Consider the following 1,129-nt stretch of genomic DNA (forward strand, 5'->3'; position numbering starts at 1 on the left):
GCTAGGGTAAACTATCGGTTTGGGTCAGCTCAACGGTATAGGTTTCTTCGGCGACGGTGACAATATCGCCAGAGACGAGCTTGCGGCCCCGGCGAGTCTCTACGGTTTGGTTGACTTCAACATGGCCGTCTTGGATAAGCCCTTTGGCTTGACCCCCAGACTGGACAGCGCCGACTAGCTTTAAGTATTGGTCTAGCTTAATGGTTTCTGGGTCGGGCATCATCCATTATTCCGCATAGTTACTATGTATTACTTTAAAGTAAGATGCTTCCGACAGGAGAAGGCTGATGACGTTGCCAGACTTACAGAAACAGGCATTGCAATTATCAATTAGCGATCGCTGGCAGTTAGTCCACACCCTGCTGGAGTCCCTACAACAGGAAACCCACCTAGGGCTTAACAAGGCTGACTTGTCTCGGTTGCGAGGAATTGCGAAGGCCCCAGGGAGCTTGGGTGGCGAAGAGATGCCAGCAGATTATGCAACTTATCTGACTCAGAAGTACCAATAATGCGGGTTTTGATTGACACGAATATCGTTCTTGATTTTTTGCAAGAGCGGCAGCCATTCGTAGAGGATGCTGCAAGCCTATTTGAGAAAATTGATGCTGGTGAAGTCGAAGGTTTGATCGCTGCAACAACGATTACCAACATCTACTACATTATCCGAAAGGCAGCAGGTGCAATAGTGGCTCAAGATGCAATTGTCCAACTTCTGACAGACCTACAGATTTGTGCAGTTGATCGAAACATACTGGAAGGGGCAATCATATTGAATTTTCAAGATTTTGAGGATGCAGTGCAGTGCGCTTGTGGACTAGCACACAGGGTAGATGCGATCGTAACTCGTGATAAATCTGGATTTCCGAGGGCAGGAATCCCAGTGGTGTCACCTGGGGAGTTAAAAAATATCACTGGTAAGTGAATGAATTTAGGAAGGTAGTGATGCAGCGCAATAAATCTCTACCGGGACCCAAGAATCGCAGAATTAGCTGGTGAGGTTGCACATTTCATTTTCCGGCTGCACCTCTGGCTTCACCACTTTTTCACAATGGCAACCTATTATCCTCTCCAGCCTCTCACAGTCGCGCCCAGGCGTTGTAGGTGGGGCTGGTCTTTTTGGAACCTCCTA

3 protein-coding genes are annotated in these 1,129 nt (G+C 48.0%); 2 read left to right on the plus strand and 1 reads right to left on the minus strand.

Annotation, left to right across the window (positions count from 1 at the left end; genetic code table 11):
- Position 1 precedes the first annotated feature (1 nt).
- Positions 2–223 (minus strand): RNA-binding S4 domain-containing protein, encoded by a 222-nt coding sequence (locus AC2VE5_RS28355; protein WP_486890845.1) that lies wholly within the window; start codon positions 221–223, stop codon positions 2–4.
- Positions 224–287: 64 nt separating this feature from the next.
- On the opposite strand from AC2VE5_RS28355, the gene AC2VE5_RS28360 reads away from it, so the two are divergent.
- A complete protein-coding gene (locus tag AC2VE5_RS28360) occupies positions 288–509 on the plus strand; it encodes a hypothetical protein (protein ID WP_486890847.1) in 222 nt (73 codons plus the stop codon).
- Positions 509–922 (plus strand): type II toxin-antitoxin system VapC family toxin, encoded by a 414-nt coding sequence (locus AC2VE5_RS28365; RefSeq protein WP_486890849.1) that lies wholly within the window; start codon positions 509–511, stop codon positions 920–922. The genes AC2VE5_RS28360 and AC2VE5_RS28365 overlap by 1 nt, the downstream gene beginning before the upstream one ends.
- The last annotated feature ends 207 nt before the right edge of the window (positions 923–1,129 follow it).

The organism is Aliterella sp. E5.1 (assembly GCF_057473825.1).